Genomic DNA, 24,288 nt, shown 5'->3' with positions numbered 1-24,288 from the left:
TATGATATTAGCGTTTAAGCGATTAGATGCCAGAAGAGAAATAGTATGGCGACTAGTTCATAAATTGGTAAGGGGATAATTAGAAAAGTGTTTATGTAAAATACAAACAACCCCAAGCTGATAAACTAGCTTGGGGCAGATTATACGCCAAAGACAAAACAAAGGTTAGTTGTTTTTTTACATGGCTTACGCAGGATTAGTACAAAAAGCAGCCACCAAAATGTATTAAAACTACTATTAATTATTTGCGTCTAAGCAACACTTACCTTCATGATCACTTGTTCATTCAAGTTAATCTCTAATGCAACTTCATCACAAGCATGTTGACGAGGACATTGGTCACAGTCTTTTAATACTTTTTCCGGTAACAATGTTTTCGAAGTTGGAATGAAGTCTTGCTTCATAAAGAACTCAGGTACACGAGTTAACACGAATACCTTTTTAATCGCCATTTGACGTGCTTTATCCACCAAATGTTTAATAATCGCCGCACCTTGGCCTTGGCCTTGCCAACCGGCTTCAATGCCTAATGAACGAATTTCCGCTAGACCAGAGTCATAGACATACAAGGAAGCACAGCCAGTGACTTCACCATGATGCTCAGATACTGCAAACGAGCCAATATCACGAATCAATTCATTACGGCTACGTGGTAAGTTCTCACCTAGACCAGCCCAATAAGCCACCATGCCTTCAAGTGCATCGATATCGGTTAAACGTGCGGCGCGAACCGTCACACCAGAATTATCGCGTTCATCCAAGCGTTTCTGAGCTTGAGTCACCGCATAATTCACTTGTTTAGGTGATACACCGCCTAATGCTGAACGTTTTTCTAAACACGATTCAATAGTAAGAATGTTATATACATCCGATTCAATCACAGAAGAGAAAGCTTTAAGTTGCTCAAGTGATAATTCTTCTAGTGCGCAAGATTGTTCAATTGCGCTGACTACCGCCACGCCGACAATATGGTGTGCTTCACGGAATGGAATGCCTTTAGCGACTAAATAATCAGCCAGCTCAGTTGAGTTAGCATAACCTTGCTTCGCTGCTTCTAGAGTACGCTCGCCATTCACTTTAATGCCATCAAAACATAATGCGGCCATTTCCATACAATCATTCCAAGTATCGAGCGCATCAAACAACCCTTCCTTATCTTCTTGCATGTCTTTGTTATACGCCAATGGCAGCGCTTTTACTGTCATCATCATGGCAGCAAGCGAACCATATACTCGGCCAGTTTTACCTCGGATTAGTTCAAGCGCATCTGGGTTTTTCTTCTGTGGCATTAATGATGAGCCGGAAGTGACGGTATCAGCCAATTCAATAAAACCAGATTCACCCGAGTTGTAGAAGATCATATCTTCAGCCAGGCGGGAAAGGTGCAACATGGAAATCGAAGCAATCGACATCAGCTCCATCACATGATCACGGTCAGATACAGAATCCAAGCTGTTACGAGTGGCACGTTGGAAACCTAAGTTATGAGCCAGTTGCTCACGATCCATAGGATAAGCAGTACCCGCTAGCGCTCCAGAACCAAGTGGACAGGTATCAAGACGCTTAATCGCATCATCTAAACGAGAATAATCACGCTCAAACATTTCGACATAAGCCAGACACCAGTGAGCAAAGGTCACAGGCTGAGCTCGTTGTAAGTGAGTATAGCCAGGAAGTACCGTCGCTTGATGTTCACGCGCCACCGACACCATTTGTGATTGCAGGCGATCGAGTGCCATTAATAGCTGATGACCCTGCTGACGACACCACAGTTTTAAATCGGTCGCCACTTGGTCATTACGCGAACGACCAGTATGCAGTTTTTTGCCCAAATCACCGACACGGCTAATCAGTTGTGTTTCTACCCAGCTATGAATATCTTCTGCATCTGACTTTAGAATCTGCTCGGGATCTTCCATCACCGCCAGTTTCAATTCATTCAGTGCTAGCTCTAATCTTTGCTGCTCTTCCTCTGTTAATACGCCAACTGATAACAAAGATTTAGACCAAGCAATCGACCCCACAATGTCTTGCTCAGCCAATCGGTAATCAAAGCGCAATGAGTCATTGAACTGCTTAAACCGAGTGTCTGCTGCTTGGGTAAACCTTCCGCCCCATAATGCCATTGTGAATCTCCTGCTTAATCCATTGTATTGTCGAGTTTCGAACACTTCGTTTCTCGTAGCTAGAGCGCTACGCTTCTCGAATTTCCACTTTATTTTATATTTTTAGGGTGTTTGGTATTCAATATAGTTAAACCAATGCTCATGAATCAAAGCGCACACTATCGATTCACGAGCATTCGAGCCACGAGACTCGTTTTTACTTCTTCTTCGCTTCGTTCAACGCACGAATACGGCTTGCTAGTGAGTACAAACGAATAAATCCGCCTGCGTGGCTTTGGTCGTATACAGTATCATCACCAAAAGTAGCAAACTCTTCAGAGTACAAGCTGTTATCTGAACGTTTCTGTGTAACTGTTGCTTGACCTTTGTATAGTTTAATCACCACTTCACCGTTCACATCTTGTGCCAACTCTTCAGTTGCGGCAAGAAGAGATTTACACAATGGCGTGAACCAACGGCCATCATAAACAAGATGAGAAGCTTTTACCGCCAACTCTTCACGGAATTCAAAAGACGCTTTATCAAGCACTAACTGCTCAACCGCACGAAGCGCTTCCATCATGATCGTGCCTCCTGGAGTTTCATAACAACCACGAGATTTCATACCAACTAAACGGTTTTCTACGATATCAATACGACCAACACCATGCTTCACACCTTTTTCGTTTAGCGCCACTAGAGCTTGGTAAGGAGAAAGTGCTTGGCCATCAACTTCAACTACTGCGCCTTTTTCTACTTTCAATGTTACATATTCTGCTTGATCCGGTGCTTGCTCAGGATCGACTGTCCATGCCCAGCAATCATCATTCGGTGCATTCCAAGTATCTTCCAGCACGCCACCTTCAGTTGAGATGTGCCATGCATTCGCATCACGTGAATAGATTTTAGTTAGAGAAGCGGTACAAGGAATATTACGCTCAGCAAGGTAGTCTAAACATTCCTCACGGCTTACTAAGTCCCACTCACGCCAAGGCGCAATCACATGTAGATCTGGGGCAAGCGCCGCAAAAGCACCTTCAAAACGAACTTGGTCATTACCTTTACCAGTACAACCATGACATAACGCATCAGCCCCCACTTTACGTGCCACTTCTACTTGGGCTTTAGCAATGATTGGACGCGCCATTGACGTACCTAATAGGTATTTACCTTCATAGTAAGCACCCGTTTTTAGCGTTGGGTAAATGTAATCCGCCACCATCTCTTCTTTAAGGTCAGCGATGTAGCATTCTGATGCCCCTGACGCGATGGCTTTTTCTTCAATGCCCACTAACTCTTCATCACCTTGGCCTACATCAGCTACAAAAGCGACAACTTCACAATCATAGTTTTCTTTTAACCATGGAATGATAACTGAGGTATCTAATCCACCCGAATATGCAACAACTACTTTGTTAATGCTTGCTTTATCGACACTTAGTTTAGCCATGTTACTTCTCCAAAATATATTTTTACCCGTTGTACTGTGGGGTATATTGCCTTCCCTGGAATCATGTTTGGGTGAATTCCTTGGATTATTTAATTTGCTTCTTCCCTTTATTGAGGCAAGAAACGAGTTCCTATGCTTTGACCCGCAAAAAGTTGGGTTAGCTTTTCAGGGCTTTTCCAACCCGCAACTTCAATCGCTCGACCGAGTTGATTTGCCGCATCTAAAGCCGCTTGTACTTTAACAATCATGCCATCGGTAATGACTTTTTGTTCAATTAAGCGGTCGACTTGTGATTGGTCTAGTTGTGAAATAAGTTGCTTATCCGCATCGAGTACACCTGCAACATCTGAAAGCAATGCAAGCTCAGCATCCAGTGCCGTCGCCACCGCTACCGCTGCTTGATCGGCATTGACATTCATCAACTGACCTTGTGCAGTAATGCCAATGGAGCTAATAATTGGCAAAGCATTTGCATTTAAAATTGCACTTAGCACTGAAGCCTCTCCAGCTTTTGCTTCGCCAACTGCGCCTAGTTCATCAGATAGTTGAGTAACCTGACACAAACCACCATCTGCCAAGCTTAACCCTACCGCGGTTAAACCTAGCTTCATCGCTTGGCCTTGTAATAACTTGTTTGCTGTTCCTGCTAATGCACCACTAATATAATTAATGTGCTCGAAAGGTGTGACGCGTAAGCCATTCTTTTTTACTGTTGCAAGCTGCAGTTTATCCATCAACTCATCAACCAAATAGCCTCCGCCATGCACGATCACAATTTCGCGCTTCGCTTGCTGTTGATAACTTGCAATTGCTTTAAACAATAACGCCAAGGTATCCATATCAGATAAAACTGCGCCACCTAATTTAATAACTAATGGTTTATTGATTGATTCAGTCACGTTCAATTCCCCTTAAACTAATGAAGTTAAAATAGGGAATCCATAACGAATATTCAGACATTGCATTGCCTGACTTGATGCACCTTTTAATAAGTTATCAATCGCTGACACCACAATAATATGCTGACCTTGAATCTTCCAGCCAATATCACAAAACGGGGTATTTTCGACATTTTGCAAACGAGGCAGTTCATCAAGTAACCGTACTGCTGGCTTATCTTTATACGCTTGTTCGAAGGCTTGTTGAATTTGTTTCTCACTCACCCCATCAACCAGCTTCATGGTAATAGTGGCTAAAATACCACGCTTAAAATTGCCAAGGTGAGGAGTAAAGATCACATCGCAACCTAAGTGTGAGGCAATTTCAGGTTGGTGACGGTGAGTGAATACGCCATAAGGTTGCAAACTCACTTCACAAAAACTATTCGTCATGGAGGCTTTACGACCCGCTCCTGTCACGCCACTAGTGGCATTGATTACTGGCCATTGATTCAAATCGAGAAGTTGCGATTCAATTAACGGTTTAATCGCCAGTTGAGATGCCGTTGGGTAGCAGCCTGGGACGGCAATTAATTGAGCTTGTTCAACTTGAGAAGCATTCCATTCTGCTAAGCCGTAAGCTGCTTGGTCTAACCACTGAGACTCTGTATGTTCAAAGCCATAGTATTGAGGATAAAAACCATCAGCTTTAACTCGGTAAGCACCGGATAAATCCAAAACAACACAGTCATGAGCAAGAAAAGTCGGCGCAAGGTCGTGACTAACTTCATGAGCAGTAGCAAGAAAAACGACATCACATTGTTGTGCGACTTCTTGGGGGGAGGTTAGCGGTTGCACGGTAAGATCAATTAATCCATGCAATTTCCCATGTAGTTGAGAAATAGGTTTACCAGCATCGACACTATTCTTTGATACATATAAACCAGATAAAGTCAGCTCAGGGTGCTTTTCGACCATCAAGGCCAACTCCGCACCAGTATAACCGCTTGCTCCAATAATGACTGTTTTTAGCATACTCACCTATCCGTTTGTTTTGTACCGTTTGCTTTATACCCAAGTAACTTCAAGATACAAGTTTCAGCAAGAATAAAACAAGCTTTAGGCAAGGAAAATTGGACATGTTCATAGTTATTCTATCTCTGTTCAATTTAACGCCGCATAAAGCTTGTTTTAACTTGCCCTTCGGGAGCTTCATTCAAACCTTTATGCCGCGTCAGATTGGTTTGAAAGGTGTCTACATTCCTTCGCCAATCTTCCTTGCCTAAAGGTTTGGATGATAGCTCTGAATTCTGTATCTTGAACTCACTTGGGTATATGTACTATTTATATTTGTTCAAGTGGTATTCGTTAAACCATCGTATTATTTTCATACTGAAAACAAGTCTCTACCAAACGTAAAAATATGATTATCCACTCTAAAAAAACCTGATTATTTGATTTTTTATTCACAAATAATGATTTAATATGTGTTTTATCGTTTTATAACCTTCTTGTCAATAGCACGGTTATCAACCACAATGGTTTTATTTAGGGTCTGTTGATCTTTGCATACAGGCAAAGTCATCACACGAAATGGAGTTTTTATGGGCACACCTCAATTTTTAGATGTTTATCGCGGATTAATTTCTACCTCTTCAATTAGTGCAACTGATCCCACTTGGGATGAAGGTAATACCGAAGTCATCGCCAAGTTGGCGCAATGGTTAAAAGATCTCGATTTTTCGGTAGAAGTCATTGAAGTCGCGCCGGGAAAACACAATCTAATCGCTAAAAAAGGCCAAGGTGAAGGTGGACTATTGCTATCTGGTCACTCTGATACCGTGCCTTTTGATGAAGGCCGCTGGAACTTTGATCCACACGCCTTAACCGAACATAACAATCGATTCTACGGATTAGGTACTGCGGATATGAAAGGTTTTTTCGCCTTTATTATTGAAGCGGTCAAAAAAGTCGATTGGGCAAACCAAACCAAACCGCTTTATATTCTGGCAACCTGCGATGAAGAAACCAGCATGCTGGGTGCACGTCACTTTACAGAATCGTGCTTAAATGGGGACGCACCGTATAAACCGGATTATTGCATCATTGGTGAGCCAACTAGCCTAAAGCCTATACGCGGACATAAAGGCCATGTAGCTAATGCGATTCGTGTTACTGGCCACTCTGGCCATTCATCTAACCCAGCTCTCGGCGTTAATGCGATTGAAATTATGCATGAAGTACTATTTGCATTAATGCAGCTACGCAATCAACTAATTAAAGAATATCACCACCCGGGTTTTGAAATCCCAACGCCTACTTTAAACCTCGGTCACATTCATGGCGGCGACAGTGCTAACCGTATCTGTGGTTGTTGTGAGTTGCATTATGATGTTCGCCCACTACCGGGGATCAGCTTAGATGGCTTAAACAACATGTTGCAAGCCGCACTTAAAGAAGTACAAGCCAAGTGGCCAGAACGCATTGAGATCAAACCATTACACGAACCAATTGCGGGTTATGAATGCCAACATGATCACCCTTTCATCAAGACTATGGAAGAGCTAACTCAAATGCCATCGGAAACCGTTAACTACTGTACTGAAGCCCCTTTCTTACAAGAAGTTTGCCCAACACTGGTAATGGGACCCGGTTCAATTGACCAAGCCCACCAACCTGACGAATTCTTAGCATTTGAATTTATCGACCCGACTATCAATATTTTATCCAAGTCGATGCGCCACTATTGCTTTGAATAAGCCGATACTTTTATTAAATAGGCGCTTTGAGTAAATTGGATACAATCTGAGAAGTTGAAATAATGAATCATGCCGCATTCAAACCATTTGAGTGCGGTCGAAAAAATCAAATATGGTATAAGTAACAAAGGTTTCACACTGCAATCAAACTGGTTTTACCCATTCATTGATAACTGATTTAGGTCAATGATATTTGTATTATTTTTTCATGAACGCGGCAAATATTTGACTCAGTGCAAATATTTTCGATAGATTGTAGTGATTATACCAATCGCAACGAGCAACTAATCTTCATAGCTTGTTGAAAGCCGAGCTAACTATGTAATGAAATTTGTAAGTAGAACAGCTACTAACAAAAATTCATGCTTTGTTATCAAGCTTTTCTTATGCGAACTTAGACTACTGACTCATGTTGTGGCTGGTATAAAGAATTAAATGGATGTAATTAAATTACAAGGTGAAACGACGATGAATGAAAAATATGCCGCTTTAACGGGCAATGTTCGCATGCTCGGAGACTTACTCGGCGCAACCATTCAAGAAGCTCATGGTGATGCTATTCTTGATAAAGTTGAAACCATTCGTAAGCTTTCCAAATCAGCACGTGCTGGTAGTCAGGAAGACCGCGAAAGCTTAATCGAAGAAATCAAAAACCTACCTAACGAACAACTCACGCCTGTTGCACATGCCTTCAGTCAATTTCTTAACTTAACCAATATTGCAGAACAATTTCATACTATTTCTCGCCACTGTGAAGAACACGTATGTGAACCAGACGCAATTAACTCTTTATTTGGTAAGTTAGCTTCCAATGACATCAGCAAAGAAAAAGCCGCACAAGCAATCAAAGAGCTGAATATTGAATTGGTACTGACCGCACACCCAACAGAAATTGCTCGCCGCACCATGATCAATAAATTGGTCAAAATCAATAAGTGCTTATCGCAATTAGAACACAGTGATCTTTCTACTCGTGAGCGTCTGAAAACAGAACGTCGCTTAGAAGGTCTAATAGCTCAATCTTGGCACTCAGATGTCATTCGCCAACAACGTCCAACCCCATTAGATGAAGCGAAATGGGGCTTTGCAGTCGTTGAAAACTCATTATGGCAAGCCGTGCCTGAGTTCTTACGTGAGTTTAATGATCGAGTGAAAAATTTCACTGGTGAAGCTTTGCCTATCGATGCTCGCCCAGTACATTTCTCATCTTGGATGGGCGGTGACCGTGATGGTAACCCTAATGTTACCCACCCAATTACCGCTGAAGTATTGTTATTGTCTCGCTGGAAAGCAGCCGATCTATATCTAACCGATATTCAAGATTTGATCACCGAACTGTCAATGACAGCTTGTAACGATACCGTACGTGAATTATCAGGTGAAGAACATGAACCGTACCGTGCAATTCTGAAACGCTTACGTACTCTGTTAAACAATACTTGTACCGTACTGGATGCACGCATCAATGGTACTGAAGTGCCTAATTTGCCAATTTTAGAGCGTGTTGAGCAACTTTGGGATCCACTACTAGCTTGTTACCAATCACTACACGAATGTGGCATGAGCATCATCGCAGAAGGTTCACTACTCGATACTCTACGTCGTGTGAAAGCATTTGGTATTCACCTAGTCCGTTTGGATATTCGTCAAGAAAGTACTCGTCATTCAGATGTGATCACTGAAATGACACGCTTCCTAGAAATTGGCGAATACGATCAATGGACTGAAGACGAAAAAGTTGAATTCTTAATTAAAGAACTTAGCTCAAAACGCCCACTATTGCCGCGTAACTGGGAGCCTTCAGCAGAAGTACAAGAAGTTCTTAATACTTGTCGAGTAATGGCTGAACACCCTCGCGAAGCTTTTGGGGCTTATGTTATTTCGATGGCACGTACGGCATCTGACGTCCTCGCCGTACATTTGATTTTGCAAGAAGCCGGTTGCAAATTCCGTATGGATGTTTGCCCACTGTTTGAAACCTTAGATGATTTGAACAATTCTGAAGCGGTTATGAAGCAATTGTTCTCGCTCGATTGGTATCGTAACTTTATCAATAACCACCAAATGGTGATGATCGGCTATTCCGACTCTGCTAAAGATGCTGGTGTAATGGCAGCAGGTTGGGCACAGTACGACGCGATGGATAAACTCGTTAAGGTTTCAGATGCAGAAGGCATCGACTTAACGCTATTCCACGGCCGTGGTGGTACGGTAGGTCGCGGTGGTGCACCAGCACATGCGGCACTTCTTTCCCAACCACCTCGCAGCTTAAAAGGTGGCTTACGTGTAACTGAACAAGGTGAGATGATTCGCTTTAAGTTAGGCTTACCAGATGTCGCGGTAAACAGCTTTAACCTATACGCCAGTGCCATTTTGGAAGCAAACTTACTTCCACCTCCTGAGCCAAAGCAAGAATGGCGTGAAATGATGCATACGCTTTCTGATGTTTCTTGTGAAGCCTATCGCTCAGTAGTGCGTGGCGAACCGGATTTTGTTCCTTATTTCCGCGCCGCAACTCCAGAACTAGAACTTGGTAAATTGCCTTTAGGCTCGCGCCCATCAAAACGTAATCCAAATGGTGGTGTTGAAAGCTTGCGTGCAATTCCATGGATTTTCTCATGGAGTCAAAACCGCTTAGTACTACCCGCGTGGCTAGGTGCCGGTGAAGCAATACAACATGCAATTGAACAAGGCCACCAGCCAATGCTTGAAGACATGTGTCGTGAATGGCCATTCTTCTCAACACGCCTTGGCATGCTAGAGATGGTTTACTCGAAGTGTAATATTGATATTTCACGCTACTACGATCAACGCCTAACTGATGAGTCACTTTGGCCTCTTGGTGAGCGTTTACGTGAACAATTGCAAAAAGATATTGTGACAGTTCTGAACGTAGAAAATAACGAGAACCTAATGCAAAGCGACCCTTGGGGTTTAGAGTCAATCCGCTTACGTAACATCTACGTTGAGCCATTGAACATGCTACAAGCCGAGTTGCTATACCGTACTCGTCAAAGCGACAATCCATCTGCAGAGCTAGAAGAAGCGTTAATGCTGACAATTGCTGGTATCGCAGCAGGTATGCGTAACACTGGTTAATACACTTAATCAGCTGATAGATATTGTTTAAATATAAAAGCCGTACTTAATTTGTTAAGTACGGCTTCTCTTTTTGTTTTAAATATTATTTTTTCATCAGTACATAAATGAATGAAACTACGCTATCTTAGTTATCTACTTATTAGCCAACTTAGAAGCTGACATGTCACTGCCCTACGTTATTTTAACTATTTTAAGTCGAGAGCCGGCGACCGGTTACGACATCAGCAAAGCGTTTTCACATAGTGTTGGACACTTTTGGAAGGCTAGCCACCAACAGGTATATCGTGAATTAGCTAAAATGACTCAGCTAGAGTGGGTAACATCAGAACTTCACCCTCAAGTCGGCAAACCTGATAAAAAAATCTATACCATATTGCCATTAGGGCGCTCAAAATTAACCGCTTGGTTTAACCAGCCTACCCCTTATACCGCTACTCGTGATGAATTCTCGGCTAAATTAATGGCTTGTAGTGTTGAATCGGTAAACAGTTTTATTCAACAATTAAACGAATTGCTCCCTGAGGCGCAATGCTTATTGCAGCATTATCAACAACTCGAAAGCCAGTTTTACCACAGTCCAGAGTCTCTTGAACCACATGCGAAGCTAGAGCGCTTAATTTTAAGACGTAATATTTTAGAGAGACAAACTTGGGTTGGATGGGCAACCGAAGTAAAACAACAACTCGAAACCTTTCCGGCTTCTGAGCTAACAAGTAGCAAAAAGGCTTACTGAAAGTCAGTAAGCCTTTATGGTTTATACCCAAGTAACTTCAAGATGCGAGTTTCAGCAAGAATAAAACAAGCTGTAGGCAAGGCAAATTGAATATGATCATAGTTATTCTATCTCTGTTCAATTTAACGCAGCATAAAGCTTTTTTTAACTTGCCCTTCGGGAGCTTCATTCAAACCTTTATGCCGCGTCAGATTGGTTTGAAAGGTGTTTACATTCCTTCGCCAATCTTCCTTGCCTAAAGGGTTGAATGGTAGCTCTGAATCCTGCATCTTGAAGTCACTTGGGTATATATCTTAATGCTTTGATACAGATAAGAACAATTAGCGCGGACGTACACCTAGTGTGTGGCAAAGCGCATAAGTCATCTCAGAACGGTTAAGTGTATAGAAATGGAAATCCTTCACACCTTCACGGCTCAGCGTTCTCACCATATCAATTGCTTGACTCGCACCAACCATTTGACGTGTTACTGGATCGTCATCTAGGCCTTCGTATTGTTTGGCCATCCAGCTTGGAATACGAACATTGGTCATATCGGCAAAGCGCTTCGCTTGCTTATAATTTGACACAGGTAGAATGCCTGGGATAATTTCCACATCAATGCCAGCAGTTACGCAACGATCACGGAAACGTAGGTAGCTTTCTACATCGAAGAAAAACTGCGTGATCGCACGGTTCGCCCCGGCATCGACTTTACGTTTTAAGTTGATTAAGTCCGCTTGGGCATTTTTGGCTTCTGGGTGCACTTCAGGGTAAGCAGCAACCGAAATATCAAAGTCCGCAACACCTTTTAGCAACTCAACCAAATCAGAAGCATACATATCTGGTTTGCCACCATTTGGCGGTAGATCGCCACGTAAAGCAACGATATCGCGAATTCCATTATTCCAGTAATCTTGCGCAATCTCTTTCAGCTCATCACGAGAGGCATCAATACAAGTTAAATGTGGTGCGGCAATCAAGCCAGTTTGATCTTTAATTTCTTTAATAATTGAGTGAGTACGGTCACGTTCACCAGAGTTCGCACCGTAAGTTACTGAGACAAATTTAGGTTGTAGGGTTTTTAAGCGGTGAATTGAATTCCACAGCGTCTCTTCCATTTTCTCACTACTTGGTGGGAAAAATTCAAAAGAAACATTAATCTTGCCTTCTAGATCAGCAATATTATGGTTTAGCGCATCAATATGGCCTGCGTGTGAATAACTCATGTTTTACTCCCTGTGGACAAGCCACTTAACTCACCTAAAAAGTACGAATCTGAAAAGCATCCTTATCTCTATCGTACCTAATTAAAATTTCCCGAAGTCATTTAGACGTCTATATGTCTACAGAATGAATTGAATAGGATATAAAGTCAATCCTCTTATCATGAATTTTCTTCATAATAATGCTGAATAACTCTCAAATACAAAAAATGCCACCTCATTACTGAAGTAGCATTAATAAGTCATTGATTTAATAGTGTTATACCCAGCGACTAAATCAAATTAGATAAACGATTCAGATCCGATTGTAATGCGCCTGCTGTAACTGATCGCCCAGCCCCAGGGCCTTTAATCACTAACGGGTTATCTTTGTACCACTTACTCTCAATCGCAAATACGTTATCGCAAGGTAACAAGTTAGCTAACGCATGATCTGGAGATAACGCTTCAACGCCAACCGTTGCTTTGCCATCTCGAGATAAACGGGCAATATAACGCAACACTTTACCTTGCTTCTGAGCTTTAGCTAAACGCTCTGATAACAACTCATTCAACACTTTGCCTTTATCGAAAAAGTCATCGGTTGAAAGATCTTTTAGCTCATCGGGAACCAGTGACTCGACTTTAACGCTTTCTGGTTCTATTTCTAACCCAGATTCACGCGCCACAATTACCAACTTACGCATCACATCCGAGCCATCGAGATCTGAGCGAGGGTCTGGTTCAGTTAAACCTTGTTGCCACGCTAAGTCGACTAAATCAGTGAAAGGTACTGAGCCATCAAACTGCTGAAATAACCAAGACAAAGTACCTGAGAATATACCCGATACTGCGGTAATTTGGTCACCGCTATTGCGCAAATCTCGAATCGCATAGTTAACGGGTAAGCCTGCACCTACCGTCGCGTTATACAACCAATGTCGACCGGTTTTATCAAAGGCATTTACCACACGTTGGTAGTCTTGCGTTGAAGCAGAGCCTGCAACTTTATTGGCACAAATAAGATGCATACCATGCTCGGCAATAGCTTCATATTGGCTTGCTAGCTCAGCACTAGCCGTCACATCCATTACGACGACTTCATGATAATCAGTTTGGTGCGCTAAGGTGTGCAACCAAGCTTGACCATCATTCACAACGGATTCATCTTCAAAGCGAGTAATCGCTTGAGTAGGATCGATACCATTCAAATCCAGCCAATAAGTTTGACTATCGACTACGGCAACTAAATCAAAGCTCATTCCACGACGCTTTTCTAGTTCGGCTTTTTGCTCAGCAAATAATTCCAACCAACTTGAACCAATATTACCTTTACCACATAAGGCAATCGCAACTCGTTTCTGTGCTTGGAATAATTGAGAATGAACATCAACCACCAGCTCAGCGACATTGGTTTTACGCAAAATGGCCACTAGGCTTAAACCGGAATCGGCTTCTGAAATAAATTCAACCGGTGCATTTTTAAGTTTCTGGTAAAAACCATAACAATGATTTGGGTTAATCGTTACCCCTGCACCAACTGCTGCGACCATCGAATAACCTTCACGCAATTTAATCTCTGCGCCGACTGCGGTGTCTTGTAAATATGTCATTGCGCTTGCAGCAATTTCAGCGGTATATGCCAAAGAGACTAAACCTTGATCAGGTTGAGACTGCATAGCCAATGGCTGCAATTGTGCTCGAGTTAACGAACGCATTAAATCTGATTCTAAACGCGTAAAATCATGCCCTGCACCAAAGTGAATTTGAATCAGTAGCACTTCATCAAGTGAAGTAATGATTTTTGCGCCCCGGCCTGATGCCAATACTCGTTCAATACGAGTAGAACCTGATTCAGGCTGGTAGCTACAACGTAGACTTAAATCCATGGCACTTTGCGCAACTGGCTGCAAGGTACGGCTGTGTAATACTGGCGCGGCTAAACGGGCCAATTCACTGGCTTCATCTAAACGAAGCAAAGGGAGCAAACAAGCATCAGTGACTTTACGAGGATCTGCGCTATATACTCCTGCCACATCACTCCAAATCGTCACTCGAGAGGCTTCAGCTAATGCGCCAATCACCGTGGCAGAGTAGTCTGAACCATTACGACCAAGCAATACGGTTTCACCTGCATCATTACGTGCCATGAAACCTGTTATCACCACACGTAGTTTTCCGTGTTGAGCTAATTTTTCTTTTAGCAGAGGCAATGAACGACCACGATCAACTTCGGGTTGTGCACCACGCTCAGCTCGTAAGAAATCACGCGAATCCAGCTGCACCGCTTCCATATCAAGGTACGAAAGTAATGCGGCCAATAAACGAGATGACCAGACTTCACCATGGCCTAGAATGCTAGCTCGCATCACTTCAGTCACTGGGAAATTGATCTCCCCCAATGCCATAAACTCTTGATTAATTAACTCAAGCAACGGCTGTGCTTTTTCTTCTGGCAGCAGCTCATCTATTAACTTAATTTGGAACTGACGTAATTCCTGCAATATTTCATGAGCAATACGGCCATCTTTTTCTAGCGCACTAATCCACTCAATTAATCGGTTGGTAGTACTACCGGCAGCCGATACCACTACTAAATCAGCGGGAGATGAATATTCTTTTAAGATGTTGGCGACTCGTTTGTAGCACTCTGGATTAGCCAGACTACTACCACCAAATTTGTGTAACTGACGAGCAGATGTCATTTACGCTACCTCTTGTGCTTTTTTGAAAGCTTGCTCTAAATCAGCGATTAAATCCTGACTATCTTCTAATCCAACAGAAACACGCAACAGCAAAGGTGAGATCCCTGCTTCTGCTTGTGCTTCATCTGACATCGCTCGATGGGTCATAGATGATGGATGACACATCAAGCTCTCTACTCCGCCTAACGATTCAGCCAGAGAGAATAATTCTAATTGACCAACAAAGGCCTTTAACTGTTCCATGCTGCCATTAATTTCAAAACTCAGCATTGAGCCAAAACCACTTTGTTGCGCTTTGGCGATATCATGTCCAGGGTGATCGGGTAAGCTCGGGTGATAAATAGTGCCCACTAATGGTTGCTCTTGTAAGTAAGCTAATAAGTGTTGTGCACTTTCTTCATGTACTCGCATACGCGCCGCTAAGGTTCTTAAACCACGTAATGTCATGTAGCTATCAAACGGTGTACCGGTTGCACCAATGCAATTGCCCCACCATGAAAGTGTTTCTACATGCTCAGGATCTTTAGAAATAATCACCCCACCGATGACATCGGAATGTCCATTGATGTACTTAGTCGTGGAGTGAATAACAAAATCTGCACCCAAGGTTAATGGTTTTTGATATACCGGTGTCAAGAAGGTGTTATCAACCGCCACTAATGCGCCTACTTGCTTAGCTTTTGCACAAGATTTGGCAATATCAACCACACGCACCAATGGGTTTGATGGTGTTTCTAATAAAATCAATTTTGGCTTTTTAGCGATGGCGGCATCAAATTCCGCTTGGTTTGATTGGTCAACAAACTGAACTTTAAAGTCGCCTTTTTGTGCTCGAGTATTAAATAAACGGTAAGTACCGCCATAACAGTCATGAGGTGCGATAATCAAATCATCTGGGCCAATAAAGGCGGAAACCCATAAATTCAGTGCAGATGTGCCACAGTTGGTGATCACTGCACCAGCGCCTTCTTCAAGCTCAGATAAAGCTTGCTCAAGCAAACCACGATTAGGGTTTCCCGAACGAGTATAGTCATACTTAGGTACTTCACCAAAAGCCGGAAAGCCATAATTGGTCGATAGATAAATAGGTGGAACCACCGCATGATATTGGCTATCCGATTCAATACCGGTACGAACGGCGACAGTTGCTGGCTTTCTTGAACTCATTGGCGTATTCCTTTTCTCTTGCAATCGCAATCAATATACACAGACACTCGATCCACTATACCCAAGTAACTTCAAGATGCGAGTTTCAGCAAGATTAAAACAAGTTTTAGGCAAGGCAAATTGAATATGATCATGATTCTATCTCTATTTAATTTAACGCCGCATAAAGCTTGTTTTAACTTGCCCTTCGGGAGCTTCATCCAAGCCTTTACACTGCGTCAGATTCATTTGAAAGGTGCTTACATTCCTACACGAATCTTTCTTGTTTAAAGACTTGGATGATAGCTCTGAATTCTGCATCTTGAAGTCACTTGGGTATATACTAAAATCTTTCCAAAGCGCTATTGGCACAAACTCAATTTAAAAAACTGAAACTATTTACTACTTTAAAGTAGTAAGGAGCATATACCTAAGTAACCTCAAATTTGGATAACTAAAGCCATCCAAACCTGAGGTTAAGTATACAAATCCACTTACAGTGGCATGTGTGAAACAATATATAACGGTACTTTATCCCTCACAACATAGGACGTCAAGACTTCTGGCCATCTAAATGTCTTTACTTTCGGCAGTAAATGCTCCTAGAATTAGCACTTAGCCACTAAAATTACAGATATTAAACAACGAAGGTGCGTGATGGCAGATTGGAACGGTGAGTACATTAGCCCATATGCAGAGCATGGAAAGAAAAGTGAACAAGTTAAAAAAATCACGGTTTCTATCCCATTAAAAGTTCTTAAAGTATTAACCGATGAACGCACACGCCGCCAAGTCAACAACTTGCGCCATGCGACCAACAGTGAACTACTGTGTGAAGCATTCTTACATGCTTATACTGGCCAACCTTTACCAACCGATGAAGATTTGCGTAAAGATCGCCCAGATGATATTCCGACAGAAGTAAAACGCTTAATGACCGAAATGGGTATTGAGTTTGAGAATTTTGATGATTAAAAACGTGTCTCGGATACTCGTGGCTCGTTTCTCGAATATTCTTTCTCATTTTAATTAATCACTATAACGTTTTAGTTACTCACAATAAAAAGCCAGAACGAATCAAAACGTTCTGGCTTTTTCGGATCACGAGAAACGAAATTCGAGTTCCGTTATCGCTTATACTCTTCCGGCAATTCAATGCGAGCAACACCAGATTCTACTGCTGCACGAGCCACTGCGCCTGCTACTTCAGAAAGCAAACGTGGATCCATTGGTTTTGGAATAATGTAGTCTGGGCCAAATGATAGTGACTCAACACCAGCTGCTTTTAGAACTTCAGCTGGTACTTCTTGTTTAGCTAACTGACGAATCGCTTCCACTGCTGCTAATTTCATTTCGGTATTAATTTCACTCGCGCGTACATCTAACGCACCACGGAAAATGAATGGGAAACAAATAACATTATTCACTTGGTTCGGGTAGTCACTACGACCTGTCCCCATGATTAAATCATTACGAACTTTTGCCGCCAATTCAGGTTTAATTTCAGGGTCTGGGTTTGAACAAGCAAATACCACAGGCTTATCAGCCATTAATGCTAGCGCTTCCGGTGGGAGTAAATTTGGACCAGAAACACCTAAGAATAAGTCAGCCCCTGCAATCACATCTTCCAAAGTACGCATGTCTGTGTTGTTAGCGAACAATTGCTTATATTCATTCAAATCATCACGACGAGTATGAATAACGCCTTTACGATCTAACATGTAGATTTTTTCACGTAATGCGCCACATTTGATCAATAGCTCCATACACGCAACCGCTGCAGCTCCAGCGCCTAGACAAACAATTTTACACTCAGACAATTTTTTGCCCTGTAGCTCAATTGCATTTAGCATACCTGCTGCGGTAACAATCGCCGTACCGTGTTGATCGTCATGGAAAACGGGTACATCACAACGCTCAATTAACTGGCGCTCAATTTCAAAACAATCTGGCGCTTTAATATCTTCTAGGTTAATACCACCAAAAGTATCAGCGATATTAGCAACCGTATCGACAAATTCATCGATAGTGCGGTGCTTCACTTGAATATCAATCGAATCTAAGCCAGCAAAACGCTTAAATAAAAGGGCTTTACCTTCCATAACAGGTTTTGATGCCAATGGGCCTAAATTGCCTAGACCTAAAATAGCCGTACCATTTGAAATAACCGCAACCGTATTGCCTTTGGCGGTATATTTATAAGCATTATCAGGATTAAGTGCGATTTCACGTACCGGTTCAGCAACGCCTGGACTATAAGCCAAAGCCAGATCTTCCGCCGTATCGGCTGGTTTAGTTAAAGCAATGGCAATTTTACCTGCGGTAGGTTGGGCGTGGTAATCCAATGCTTTTTGGCGAAAATCATTTTGTTGCTGATCATCAGACATAGTGAACGTTTCCTAATTATTCTATTTCGTAGGGGGGGAGAATGATTTTAAAGGATCAAAACTTAACTTGGTAGTCAATACCGTTAATTTCAAGCAATAAAAAAGGGATGCCGAAGCATCCCTTTCAAATTCTGTCTTTCACTAAAATAGTTTAGTAGAAGATTATTTTTTGCTGCTAAGTGCACCAAAACGCTTGTTGAAGCGATCAACACGACCGCCTGTATCAACGATACGTTGCTTACCAGTGTAGAACGGGTGACATTTGTCACATACGTCTAGGTGGATAGATTCTTTTGCTAACGTAGAATTGAACTCAAAAGAGTTACCGCAAGAACAAGTTGCTGTTACAGCTTTGTATTCTGGGTGGATACCAGTTTTCATAGGACAAACCTTTTATTGGTCCGTATCGCTATCTGATTCTTACTCTAAATTTCTCTTGCGAGTATCAAAGCAGTCAGACACCATACGTTGTTACTAAAAAATGATGTAAAAATATACATCGTTAGAGGCGCAGTATAATAGTGAATCCGTCTCCATCGATCAACACATTTGCTCCCTTTTTCTACAATATTTCAGTTTTATATCGATAACGACTGCTTTATCATAGCCTTTCGTTTGTCTTTCCCTACTGTCTCAAGGACAATTTTCTTACTTATGCAGCCAAATATTGCTCAAGTTGCCCTACCTGTTCCTTTAGATAAGTGCTTTGACTACCTTATTCCTAATTATTTATTTCCCGTAATTGGTGGCCGCGTTTCTGTACCTTTCGGCCGCCAAACCTTAATTGGTATTGTAGTAGATATTGTCGATCATTCTGACTTCCCTGTTGAGCAATTAAAACCCATTAAAGCTTGCTTAGATGCCAAGCCTGTCTGGCCAAAACCACTCTATCAACTATTACATTGGTGTAGTCAGTTTTATCAATACCCACTTGGCGATACGCTAGCAATGGCTCTGCCATCATTACTTAAAAAAGGTAAAGCGGCTGATTTTACTAGTCTCAAAGAGTGGCACATTACCGAAGCCGGAAAAAACCAGTTAGCGGCTGGGTTTGGTCGAGCTCACCTGCAAGCCAAAGTGGTACGCATGCTAGATCATGGACCACTTCCTCATCAAGCAATGATCGACGAGGACATCAGCAGCGCCACGCTAAAAACACTGCAAAATAAAGGCTGGATTGAAGCAAAACACACTCAACCAACGCAACCGGAATGGCCAGCACAATTAGAAAACGAACAACACAAACCGCACTTAAATGAAGAACAAGCCATTGCGGTCGCCAGCATAAATAACCATCCGGGATTTGGCTGCTTTTTAATTGATGGCGTAACCGGCTCAGGTAAAACCGAAGTCTATTTAAATATTATCAAACCTGTGCTTGAACAAGGTAAACAAGCATTAGTCTTAGTACCGGAGATAGGATTAACACCGCAGACCATCAACCGCTTCAAACGCCGCTTTAATGTACCTGTTGAAGTCATGCACTCGGGCTTAAATGATACCGAACGTTTAAATGCATGGCTTTCAGCCCGTGATAAACAAGCGGGTATCATTATTGGTACGCGTTCTGCGTTGTTTACTCCATTTGCAAACCTCGGTGTCATTATTGTCGATGAAGAACATGATGCCTCTTATAAACAACAAGATACTCTACGCTATCACGCTCGTGATGTGGCAGTCATGCGTGGTCACAAAGAAAATTTTCCAGTAGTGCTTGGTTCCGCAACGCCTGCATTAGAAACGTTACATAATGCTAAAACGGGTAAATATCATTATTTATCGTTAAGCAAGCGTGCTGGCAATGCGCAGCCAGCCAAACATCATGTACTCGATATCAAAGGTTTATACTTAGAAGGTGGATTATCAGCACCCTTGATCGCTCAAATGCGGCGTCATCTTAATTCGGGTAATCAGGTGATGCTGTTTTTGAACCGTCGTGGATTCTCCCCAGCATTAATGTGTCATGAATGTGGCTGGCTGGCAGAATGTAAACGTTGCGATGCTTACTACACCTTCCATCAAGGTAGCCAAGAAGTTCGCTGTCACCATTGTGGATCACAACGCCCTGTGATCCAGCAATGCCAAGGCTGTGGCTCAACTCAACTTGTTTCAGTTGGCGTTGGTACTGAGCAACTCGAAAAGCAATTAGAATTACTATTCCCTGAATTTAAAACTATTCGAATTGACCGTGATAGTACTCGCCGAAAAGGCAGCTTAGAAAGTGCATTAGAATCAATTCGTCGTGGTGAATATCAAATTCTAATTGGCACACAAATGTTGGCGAAAGGTCACCATTTCCCGGATGTCACCCTAGTTGGATTATTGGATGTTGATGGTTCACTTTATAGTAGTGACTTTCGAGCATCGGAGCGTCTTGCTCAGTTATTTATTCAAGTTGCAGGACGCTCAGGCCGCGCCAGTAAACCCGGTGAGGTTTTATTGCAAACTCACCACCCTGAGCATGCGTTATTGCAATCACTGCTGCATAAAGACTACCAACACTTTGCTCAAACCGCACTGGAAGAACGCAAAATGGCGCAACTTCCACCTTATAGTTTTTTGACGCTATTTCGCGCAGAAGGCAACAATAATGATGAGGTTGAGGCCTTTTTACGTCAGGTACGCCACACGATTGAAGCCAACCCACTTTATGATGAGCAATGCATGGTACTAGGTCCAATGCCAGCCCCACTCGCTAAACGTGCTGGTAAGTATCGTTGGCAACTGATGCTACAAGTGACAACTCGCAGTCAAATGCAGCGTCTTATTGGCTCATCTAAACCGGCGATTCAATTATTACCACTCGCCAAAAAAGTACGCTGGAATATGGATATAGAACCTCAGGACCTAAGTTGAGTAAAAACTAAGGGTATTAAAAACCCTCTATGTGATGCATATCACCATTGGAATGTAAGAATTACCATGCTCGAGCTATTAACCAGCTAATTTAGAACATAAAATGTTTATATACCCGAGTAACTTCACTTGGGTAGATAACATTAAGAAGTCGTTATTGCTGAGGAACAAAACCTAATTAGGATAATCCCTCACATTTTGCTTATATGTTTACACCCAAATGGGTAGACCGTTTTTATATAAGCGTTTTTGGCTTACCCATTTGGGTATAAAAAAGTGAAAGAGAGGAAAACTTATGGCGACAATGAAGGAGGTTGCCCAACTAGCCGGAGTATCAACAGCAACGGTCTCCCGTGCGCTGATGAACCCTGAGAAAGTCTCCAATGCAACACGCAAGCGTGTCGAAGATGCGGTATTAGAATCAGGTTATTCACCAAACTCTTTAGCTCGAAATCTACGACGTAATGAATCTAAAACCATTATTGTGATTGTGCCGGATATCTGTGATCCCTACTTCACCGAAATCATTCGCGGCATAGAGGATACTGCGGCAGAACATAATTACTTAGTCCTGCTAGGTGACAGTGGCCAACAACTCAAACGTGAAAGCAGTTTTGTTAATCTCGTTTTCACCAAACAAGCCGATGGTATGTTACTACTCGGGACTGACGTTCCTTTTGATGTCAGTAAACCTGAGCAAAAAAATCTCCCTCCTTTAGTTATGGCTTGCGAATATGCCCCTGAATTAGAGTTACCAACCGTACACATCGACAACCTAACCGCTGCTTTCGATGTAGTAAACTACCTCACTCAAATGGGTCATAAGAAAGTCGCTGAAATGTCTGGTCCTGCAGAAGCTTCACTTTGCCAGTTCCGTCATCAAGGATTTCAACAAGCCCTGCGCCGTGCTGGAATCGAGATGAATCCTAACTATCAAGTTCATGGTGACTTCACATTAGAGTCTGGCGTCACTGCTGCCAATAAATTACTTTCTTTGCCTGAGCCTCCGACTGCAATTTTTTGTCACAATGACAGCATGGCCATCGGTGCTATTCAGCAAGCGAAAAAACAAGGCTTTCGAGTACCACAAGACCTTTCGATTGTTGGCTTTGACGATATCCAATTCTCTCAATACTGCGATCCGCCGCTCACCACTATTGCTCAACCCCGTTATGAGATCGGCAAACAATCCATGTTGATGTTGTTAGAGATATTAAAAGGTAGAGAGGTTCGTGCTGGTTCACGATTATTGGAAGCCAACCTTGTCGTCCGAAACAGTGCTGCGCCACCGAGAAGTTAAAATTAGAGTAGCGTAATTCGAAGCGCAGCGAGGTAAATCAACATCACCAACCACGCTGCGGTTTCAGTAACTAAGACCGTGGCTCTCTTCTTACTGGATTAATAATAGTATTGGTTAAAAAACTGCATTAACATATAGCTCCTTTTTTATTCTATTGAGTTATTGAAAATACCGTGGCTAACCGAGATTACGTAAGAAAGAGTCCAACTCCTAATAAGAAAAACAATAGAAACCAAAGAAGACCGGCTCAAAAAAAGAAACCGGCATCTCGTGCTATTCCATGGAAAGCTGCAATTATTGCCGTGCTTCTACTCGCAGGATTTATCTATCTATTGTCGGTTCTAAACAATGATCCAGAGCCAGCCGCTCCTGCAACCAATACCCTACCGGTGAATGTGGCACCAAAACCGAAAAACACCGAAGTCATTCCACCACCACCACAAGAAAAATGGGATTACATGGAAACCTTACCTAAGCGTGAAATTGAGGTTAAGGCTAAAGAGGTTGAAGTACCTAAGATTCCATACATTATGCAATGTGGTGCTTACAAAACACCATCTCAAGCAGAACAGCGCAAAGCCAATATTGCGTTTCAAGGCTTAAGTAGCAAAGTGGTTAAGCTAGAAGGCAGTAGTTGGTATCGCATTATTCTTGGTCCATATACCTTCAAACGTGATGCAGTAAAAGAGCAACACGTACTACAGCGCGCTAAAATTGAACCTTGTATCATCATGAAGGATACGTTGCAGTAAAAACGTATCTCGTTACTTGGGCGCTTCGCTTATCGTTTCTTGGAAAGACAGTCCCTAGTTTCGAGTTCCTAGTTGCTAGAAAAAGCAGAATCGAGTCTCGTTGGTCGATCGCTACGCTGCTCGTATCTCGACAAAGAAAGAACCTGCAACATCAATCTAGATTTTATATAAACCGTCATCCCTGAAGAGCCGTAAGGCGACATCAGGGATCTACTTAAAGCGCGCTATAGATAGATCCCGGATAACTCGCCCCTCGTTTCCGAGATGACAATTTTTCTGATGAACCTCCTCCCTCGACATTTTATTGCCCTTTCTCTTGAATTCTTTTTGTCCTAACCTCATATCAGTTAAAACAGCAGAATAACTAAGAGGTTTCTCGTGACTACTATTGTATCTGTACGCCGCAACAATAAAGTCGTCATCGCTGGTGATGGCCAAGTTTCATTAGGCAACACTGTCATGAAAGGCAACGCTAAAAAAGTTCGCCGTTTATATAATGATAAAGTGTTAGCAGGGTTTGCTGGCGGTACCGCTGATGCATTCACGCTTTTTGAACGTTTTGAACGTAAGCTAGAAATGCACCAAGGTCACCTAACCAAAGCAGCAGTAGAGCTTGCTAAAGATTGGCGTAGTGATCGCGCGTTACGTAAGCTAGAAGCATTATTAGCAGTTGCTGATGAGACGGCATCTCTTATCATCACAGGTAATGGCGATGTAGTTCAACCTGAAAATGACTTAATTGCTATTGGCTCTGGCGGTAATTTTGCTCAAGCAGCTGCGACAGCACTACTTGAAAATACTGACCTTGAAGCTCGCGAAATCGCTGAAAAAGCCTTAACGATTGCTGGCGATATTTGTGTGTTCACTAACCACCACCACACCATCGAAGAACTATAAATCTCATCTGGCCTTTGTATTTCGCGCTCGAGCT

The 24,288-nt window shown here is 42.4% G+C and carries 18 protein-coding genes; 9 read left to right on the top strand and 9 right to left on the bottom strand.

Annotated elements, in window-relative coordinates; all coding sequences use genetic code 11:
• Window positions 1-251 precede the first annotated feature (251 nt).
• The 4 genes from argH to argC form a co-directional block, all read right to left on the bottom strand.
• Window positions 252-2,126 carry an argininosuccinate lyase gene (gene argH / locus QQJ93_RS08760; protein ID WP_089124968.1) on the bottom strand — a complete coding sequence of 625 codons (1,875 nt, stop codon included), beginning with the start codon at window positions 2,124-2,126 and terminating at the stop codon, window positions 252-254.
• Between the two features lie 196 nt (window positions 2,127-2,322).
• Window positions 2,323-3,555, bottom strand: a complete 1,233-nt coding sequence (locus QQJ93_RS08755; protein ID WP_089124969.1) for an argininosuccinate synthase — start codon at window positions 3,553-3,555, stop codon at window positions 2,323-2,325.
• A gap of 107 nt (window positions 3,556-3,662) precedes the next feature.
• Window positions 3,663-4,454, bottom strand: a complete 792-nt coding sequence (gene argB, locus QQJ93_RS08750; RefSeq protein WP_089124970.1) for an acetylglutamate kinase — start codon at window positions 4,452-4,454, stop codon at window positions 3,663-3,665.
• Window positions 4,455-4,466: 12 nt separating this feature from the next.
• Window positions 4,467-5,468, bottom strand: coding sequence for an N-acetyl-gamma-glutamyl-phosphate reductase (argC, locus tag QQJ93_RS08745; protein WP_089124971.1), 1,002 nt, complete (start codon window positions 5,466-5,468; stop codon window positions 4,467-4,469).
• 104 nt (window positions 5,469-5,572) lie between these two features.
• Between argC and QQJ93_RS08740 the strand changes: the two genes are divergently transcribed.
• The 4 genes from QQJ93_RS08740 to QQJ93_RS08725 all read left to right on the top strand — a co-directional run bounded on the left by QQJ93_RS08740 (window position 5,573) and on the right by QQJ93_RS08725 (window position 11,027).
• Window positions 5,573-5,719 carry a hypothetical protein gene (locus QQJ93_RS08740; protein WP_186294761.1) on the top strand — a complete coding sequence of 49 codons (147 nt, stop codon included), beginning with the start codon at window positions 5,573-5,575 and terminating at the stop codon, window positions 5,717-5,719.
• 318 nt (window positions 5,720-6,037) lie between these two features.
• Complete coding sequence (gene argE, locus QQJ93_RS08735) at window positions 6,038-7,192, top strand: acetylornithine deacetylase (protein WP_089124972.1); 1,155 nt, start codon at window positions 6,038-6,040, stop codon at window positions 7,190-7,192.
• A gap of 468 nt (window positions 7,193-7,660) precedes the next feature.
• Window positions 7,661-10,291 (top strand): phosphoenolpyruvate carboxylase, encoded by a 2,631-nt coding sequence (ppc, locus tag QQJ93_RS08730; protein ID WP_089125049.1) that lies wholly within the window; start codon window positions 7,661-7,663, stop codon window positions 10,289-10,291.
• Between the two features lie 163 nt (window positions 10,292-10,454).
• Window positions 10,455-11,027 (top strand): PadR family transcriptional regulator, encoded by a 573-nt coding sequence (locus QQJ93_RS08725; protein ID WP_089124973.1) that lies wholly within the window; start codon window positions 10,455-10,457, stop codon window positions 11,025-11,027.
• Between the two features lie 320 nt (window positions 11,028-11,347).
• Here the strand turns inward: QQJ93_RS08725 and metF are convergent, their stop codons facing one another.
• The 3 genes from metF to QQJ93_RS08710 form a co-directional block, all read right to left on the bottom strand.
• Complete coding sequence (gene metF / locus QQJ93_RS08720) at window positions 11,348-12,235, bottom strand: methylenetetrahydrofolate reductase (RefSeq protein ID WP_089124974.1); 888 nt, start codon at window positions 12,233-12,235, stop codon at window positions 11,348-11,350.
• Between the two features lie 269 nt (window positions 12,236-12,504).
• Window positions 12,505-14,916 (bottom strand): bifunctional aspartate kinase/homoserine dehydrogenase II, encoded by a 2,412-nt coding sequence (locus QQJ93_RS08715; protein ID WP_089124975.1) that lies wholly within the window; start codon window positions 14,914-14,916, stop codon window positions 12,505-12,507.
• Window positions 14,917-16,083, bottom strand: a complete 1,167-nt coding sequence (locus QQJ93_RS08710; protein ID WP_089124976.1) for an O-succinylhomoserine (thiol)-lyase — start codon at window positions 16,081-16,083, stop codon at window positions 14,917-14,919.
• A gap of 636 nt (window positions 16,084-16,719) precedes the next feature.
• Here QQJ93_RS08710 and metJ point away from each other — a divergent pair.
• A complete protein-coding gene (gene metJ / locus QQJ93_RS08705) occupies window positions 16,720-17,037 on the top strand; it encodes a met regulon transcriptional regulator MetJ (protein ID WP_089124977.1) in 318 nt (105 codons plus the stop codon).
• A gap of 152 nt (window positions 17,038-17,189) precedes the next feature.
• Here the strand turns inward: metJ and QQJ93_RS08700 are convergent, their stop codons facing one another.
• A complete protein-coding gene (locus QQJ93_RS08700) occupies window positions 17,190-18,449 on the bottom strand; it encodes a malic enzyme-like NAD(P)-binding protein (RefSeq protein WP_089124978.1) in 1,260 nt (419 codons plus the stop codon).
• A 162-nt stretch (window positions 18,450-18,611) separates the two neighbouring features.
• Window positions 18,612-18,830, bottom strand: a complete 219-nt coding sequence (gene rpmE / locus QQJ93_RS08695) for a 50S ribosomal protein L31 (RefSeq protein ID WP_089124979.1) — start codon at window positions 18,828-18,830, stop codon at window positions 18,612-18,614.
• A gap of 273 nt (window positions 18,831-19,103) precedes the next feature.
• Between rpmE and priA the strand changes: the two genes are divergently transcribed.
• The 4 genes from priA to hslV all read left to right on the top strand — a co-directional run bounded on the left by priA (window position 19,104) and on the right by hslV (window position 24,254).
• On the top strand, window positions 19,104-21,305 hold the full coding sequence (priA, locus tag QQJ93_RS08690; protein ID WP_089124980.1) for a primosomal protein N': 2,202 nt from the start codon (window positions 19,104-19,106) through the stop codon (window positions 21,303-21,305).
• Between the two features lie 295 nt (window positions 21,306-21,600).
• Complete coding sequence (cytR, locus tag QQJ93_RS08685) at window positions 21,601-22,605, top strand: DNA-binding transcriptional regulator CytR (protein WP_089124981.1); 1,005 nt, start codon at window positions 21,601-21,603, stop codon at window positions 22,603-22,605.
• A 173-nt stretch (window positions 22,606-22,778) separates the two neighbouring features.
• Complete coding sequence (locus tag QQJ93_RS08680) at window positions 22,779-23,357, top strand: SPOR domain-containing protein (RefSeq protein WP_089124982.1); 579 nt, start codon at window positions 22,779-22,781, stop codon at window positions 23,355-23,357.
• A gap of 378 nt (window positions 23,358-23,735) precedes the next feature.
• Window positions 23,736-24,254 (top strand): ATP-dependent protease subunit HslV, encoded by a 519-nt coding sequence (gene hslV, locus QQJ93_RS08675; protein WP_027696429.1) that lies wholly within the window; start codon window positions 23,736-23,738, stop codon window positions 24,252-24,254.
• The last annotated feature ends 34 nt before the right edge of the window (window positions 24,255-24,288 follow it).

The organism is Vibrio algivorus (assembly GCF_030161215.1).
Taxonomy (GTDB): Bacteria; Pseudomonadota; Gammaproteobacteria; order Enterobacterales; family Vibrionaceae; genus Vibrio; species Vibrio algivorus.
Note: the sequence above shows the minus strand (reverse complement) of the source record. Positions and strands in the feature narration are given on the sequence as shown.

Bases quoted from the DNA above. Each gene is read 5' to 3' on its own strand.
- argH (WP_089124968.1), bottom strand. From the start codon at position 2,126: ATGGCATTATGGGGCGGAAGGTTTACCCAAGCAGCAGACACTCGGTTT.
- QQJ93_RS08755 (WP_089124969.1), bottom strand. From the start codon at position 3,555: ATGGCTAAACTAAGTGTCGATAAAGCAAGCATTAACAAAGTAGTTGTT.
- argC (WP_089124971.1), bottom strand. From the start codon at position 5,468: ATGCTAAAAACAGTCATTATTGGAGCAAGCGGTTATACTGGTGCGGAG.
- QQJ93_RS08740 (WP_186294761.1), top strand. From the start codon at position 5,573: ATGTTCATAGTTATTCTATCTCTGTTCAATTTAACGCCGCATAAAGCT.
- argE (WP_089124972.1), top strand. From the start codon at position 6,038: ATGGGCACACCTCAATTTTTAGATGTTTATCGCGGATTAATTTCTACC.
- ppc (WP_089125049.1), top strand. From the start codon at position 7,661: ATGAATGAAAAATATGCCGCTTTAACGGGCAATGTTCGCATGCTCGGA.
- QQJ93_RS08725 (WP_089124973.1), top strand. From the start codon at position 10,455: ATGTCACTGCCCTACGTTATTTTAACTATTTTAAGTCGAGAGCCGGCG.
- metF (WP_089124974.1), bottom strand. From the start codon at position 12,235: ATGAGTTATTCACACGCAGGCCATATTGATGCGCTAAACCATAATATT.
- QQJ93_RS08715 (WP_089124975.1), bottom strand. From the start codon at position 14,916: ATGACATCTGCTCGTCAGTTACACAAATTTGGTGGTAGTAGTCTGGCT.
- QQJ93_RS08710 (WP_089124976.1), bottom strand. From the start codon at position 16,083: ATGAGTTCAAGAAAGCCAGCAACTGTCGCCGTTCGTACCGGTATTGAA.
- metJ (WP_089124977.1), top strand. From the start codon at position 16,720: ATGGCAGATTGGAACGGTGAGTACATTAGCCCATATGCAGAGCATGGA.
- QQJ93_RS08700 (WP_089124978.1), bottom strand. From the start codon at position 18,449: ATGTCTGATGATCAGCAACAAAATGATTTTCGCCAAAAAGCATTGGAT.
- rpmE (WP_089124979.1), bottom strand. From the start codon at position 18,830: ATGAAAACTGGTATCCACCCAGAATACAAAGCTGTAACAGCAACTTGT.
- priA (WP_089124980.1), top strand. From the start codon at position 19,104: ATGCAGCCAAATATTGCTCAAGTTGCCCTACCTGTTCCTTTAGATAAG.
- cytR (WP_089124981.1), top strand. From the start codon at position 21,601: ATGGCGACAATGAAGGAGGTTGCCCAACTAGCCGGAGTATCAACAGCA.